The sequence below is a fragment of the Oceanobacillus caeni genome, from assembly GCF_042678465.1.
Classification (GTDB): Bacteria; Bacillota; Bacilli; order Bacillales; family Amphibacillaceae; genus Oceanobacillus; species Oceanobacillus caeni.
In genome coordinates this window covers 1-3786 of the sequence record NZ_JBHTKV010000057.1, presented here as the reverse complement: position 1 = coordinate 3786, position 3786 = coordinate 1, and the positions used below count along the sequence as shown (strand labels likewise).

General features: G+C 26.6%; 3 protein-coding genes. All 3 read left to right on the top strand.

All coding sequences use genetic code 11. The features are described 5' to 3' along the window. Positions 1–1137 precede the first annotated feature (1137 nt). Genes ACFQ18_RS17895 through ACFQ18_RS17885 form a run of 3 tightly spaced genes read left to right on the top strand, consistent with a single transcriptional unit; the run spans position 1138 to position 3581 of the window. Positions 1138–1872, top strand: coding sequence for an ABC transporter ATP-binding protein (locus ACFQ18_RS17895; protein WP_047186628.1), 735 nt, complete (start codon positions 1138–1140; stop codon positions 1870–1872). Beyond that, a complete protein-coding gene (locus tag ACFQ18_RS17890) occupies positions 1850–3286 on the top strand; it encodes a hypothetical protein (RefSeq protein WP_047186627.1) in 1437 nt (478 codons plus the stop codon). The genes ACFQ18_RS17895 and ACFQ18_RS17890 overlap by 23 nt, the downstream gene beginning before the upstream one ends. After that, positions 3273–3581, top strand: a complete 309-nt coding sequence (locus tag ACFQ18_RS17885; RefSeq protein ID WP_047186626.1) for a hypothetical protein — start codon at positions 3273–3275, stop codon at positions 3579–3581. The genes ACFQ18_RS17890 and ACFQ18_RS17885 overlap by 14 nt, the downstream gene beginning before the upstream one ends. Positions 3582–3786: the final 205 nt, after the last annotated feature.

Here is a 3786-nt window from a genome sequence, read left to right as displayed (position 1 = left end):
AAGGTGTTGAATCATAATTGTGGGAAACTGTTGAACCTTATTTGTGGAAAATCGTTTAATCCTACTTGACGGTTACATGTGTATGACAAGGAATTATGACTATTAGCAAAAATAAACAATCATGATTGTTTCTAGACACAGCCATTGGACATAATTCACAAAGTGGTGTGATCAAAATGGAATCGATGCTATTCTAGAATCCTCAAATTTATTGCATAAAAACTCATCTTAAGTGACAGCAGACTCCAAACAGTTGCATGGACTTTACCAATATCGTTTCAGGGGATTACCAATGCAAGTATTACTCACCGCATAGTCCTAGAACATTAAGAAGATTGCCCACACACCTATCCAAGCTTGGCTAAGTTTGTGGGAGCCTATTTTTAACGGAATATCACCAGGAATATCTTTGCAAGCAAACAAAAAAAGCTTGTAGAGAAAAAATACTGACTTTCTCTACAAGCTGATTAACTTCCGCGCTATTTTTTTTGATTAAATTCCAAGGATCATCAGATATGTATAAAACGATGCAAATCAGACTGGAAGATTTATGCGTTAGATACTGAATGGAAATATATAAATGAATTTAAGATAATAATTAGAAAATAAAATTTTAGATAAATATATTACCAAATTAATTAAAATTGTTAAATAAATGTAATATATTTCAAAAATATGAAATTTTTGTATTGAAAAAATGAAGAAGTCAGATAAGCTAATAATAAATAACTGTGTTAAGAGCCTTTTTGGTGTATGTAACTATTCTCCGTTTTAGTTTCAGTGACGAATCAGTGACGACTTCATCACTTTATATGTTGCTTATGTTCAATAGACTTTCGAAATGTGTTGATTTTTCAAGATTTTAATCACAAATATTGTTTGTGTTTTTATGATATTCCCATCAGTTGGTTAAACGCCTTGTAAGATGTTTTTAGAAAGATCATCTTGAACACATTTTTCAATTAGTTATTGTATTTCTTTTGTTTTTAATGTGAAATGGATGTGGGCCTTATTGATTTTCCTCCAGGAAAAGTTTTTGTCGTTAAAAACATTGTAACAGAAAGGCAGTCAATATGGACTTTATCAAAATCCATTCGTACAAATTACTATTTATAATTAATCTTATAGGAGGAATATATGCTTAACATTCATAACATTGTTTATTCTTATGACAAAAAAAATACGGTTCTAAACAACGTAAGTTTTAATTTAAATAAAGGAGAACTATTAACAATTGCTGGCCCTAATGGAAGTGGAAAAACAACGCTTATTAAGTTAATAGTAGATTTACTTAAAATTCAAGAAGGGTCTATTTCCATTAATAAAACTTCCCATGATAATCCATCGGTTAAAAAAGAAATTATATATTTATCTAGTGAGGATTTTTTACCGGATTTTTTAACAGGTAAAGAATATATAGAAATGATATGTGATTTTTATGATACACCATTGGATAAAGAAAAGTTATCTCGCTTAGTAGAGTATTATTCTTTAGATTCTAAATTAGATCAATTGATAGAAGGTTACTCTCATGGAATGAGGAAAAAGATTCAATTAGTTAGTGCATTTATGATTAACAATAAAATTATTATTATAGATGAAACATTGAATGGTATAGATGTGGAAGCAAAAGAAGCAACCAAACTATTATTTGAACAATACAAACGACGTGGTGGTTCCATAATAATGTGTACCCATGATTTAGAATTAGTTGAAGAGATAGGATATAGGGTGTTACTCATTAATAATGGTGTAATATACATAGATGATCTTATTGAAAACATTCTCAAGACTGGTTCTAATTTAACAAATGTTTTTAAAGAGCTTATAGATTATGAGGGCATGAAAAATGAAATTGAAAAATATTTTTAATTTACAAAAGCTATATTTCCTATTTATTTTAAGAAGAATTCTAAGTGTGGGTATATTAAAAGAGAAAATATTTAAAGCTTTCATCTTTATTGCTACAATAGTAACTATTACGGTAACCACAGTTTTTCTATATAATTTTTTAGATGACACCGATGTTTCCGAACAAATTAACTTTATATATTTTATTATTAAAATGCAAGGTGTAAATATTATCGTTTGGACGATGATTATATTCGTTTTTACTAGAATTATTTTCTTGAAAAAAGGGGATTTCTTAAAAATAACAAATCAGTTGCCAATTACACATAATGAAAGAAATAGTTCATTTATTATTTTTGAATTGCTTATGTCTTTAACTATTATTTTTCTAATTAGTATCGCCGTTATTATTGCAGTAGTATTACGCACTAACTTTCATTACATTCCTTTACTAATTTGCACAATTTTCTTTACGAGTTTAACAGGGTATTTATTATTACAACTGATTAATTCCATAATCATATACGTATTAAATTTAATTAAATTAGAAAAAGTAAGTGCACTCGTTTCAATTCTAGGTTTTATTGTTATGTTGGCAATATTATATCTAGATATAATGCAATCTATAAATATTATAAATTATAAAACTGGTGAATTTAATCATTGGTCTCAATTTTACATAGAATTGTATAGTAATTATGGATTTATTGTTACATCCTTAATTTTTGTAATAATCATTTTTGTACTATTAATGATCATTCTTTATATTCCTAATAATTTCGGATCAGAAGATAATCTATATTTAAAAATTAAAAAGCCTACTAAACTTAGACTAACTATGTTTAATTTGTATATTTTACAAATATCGAGAAGAGTGGAAAATATAACAACTCTTATAATTGCATATTTTTTATCGATTTCTTTGCTTATTCTAGATATATTGAATCCGTTATATGCCATGTTTTTAGTTACTACATCAGGACTATATATTTATACTCAAACTGATTCAATTAGAATAAATTACTATAGATTTAACTATAGTGCAATTAAAGATTATATTAATCTAATTATCAGTCAGTATCTATACATATTAATAACTTCATTACCAATATTGATATTAGGGCTTATTATAAATAAAGGTAACGTTAATCTTTATGATACTCTAATTATTTTTGGTCAATTACTTTTAATAATTATACTATCAACTTTGATTGGAATTCTATTCCCGGCAAAAAAGGACAATCCATTCTCACCTTTTATTGGATTTTTAATAATCGTAATAATTTCAGGATTTATATCATTAATATTACAATTCCTAAATTTTTCAAAACTGTACAATAGCATATTAATGATGATTTTATATATTTTCGTTATATACATAAGTTGTTTGGGATTAAAAACACTAAAGGAGGAGTTTTTACATGAAGATAGTTAATATTATCATTGGAACTCTAGTGTCAGCTGTGATAAGTACGGTAATAATCTTAGTAATTAGTTTGATCAAGCTGATGTTTACTCATGATGAAGTTGGATATACAACCTCATTTTTCAATTCGTTATTTGTAAAAGTCGAGGAAAATGCCGACGGCTGGGATTTATATACAACTTTAGGGGTGAATACCGATAATTTAACACCTATTATTTTAACGATTATCTTTTTTTGGTTTTTCTATTTAATTTTAACTAAGGTCTATATGGATAGTAAAAAGAAAAGAGAAAATGTAAAGTAAAAGATTATGGTAGATAAAAAAGTAAATATTAATGCTATCACATTTATTGACGTTATTAAGTACGTTCTAATTTATATGAAATGGTGCAATTATTTCTTTATCCTTTTCTTTATTGTTTCATTATTATTATAGATGTAGTATAGATTTATGGACACAACTTGGTTAAGTCATTAATATTAAACTAACGAAAGGTTGTGTCCGAATC

Bases quoted from the DNA above. Each gene is read 5' to 3' on its own strand.
- ACFQ18_RS17890 (WP_047186627.1), top strand. From the start codon at position 1,850: ATGAAATTGAAAAATATTTTTAATTTACAAAAGCTATATTTCCTATTT.
- ACFQ18_RS17895 (WP_047186628.1), top strand. From the start codon at position 1,138: ATGCTTAACATTCATAACATTGTTTATTCTTATGACAAAAAAAATACG.
- ACFQ18_RS17885 (WP_047186626.1), top strand. From the start codon at position 3,273: ATGAAGATAGTTAATATTATCATTGGAACTCTAGTGTCAGCTGTGATA.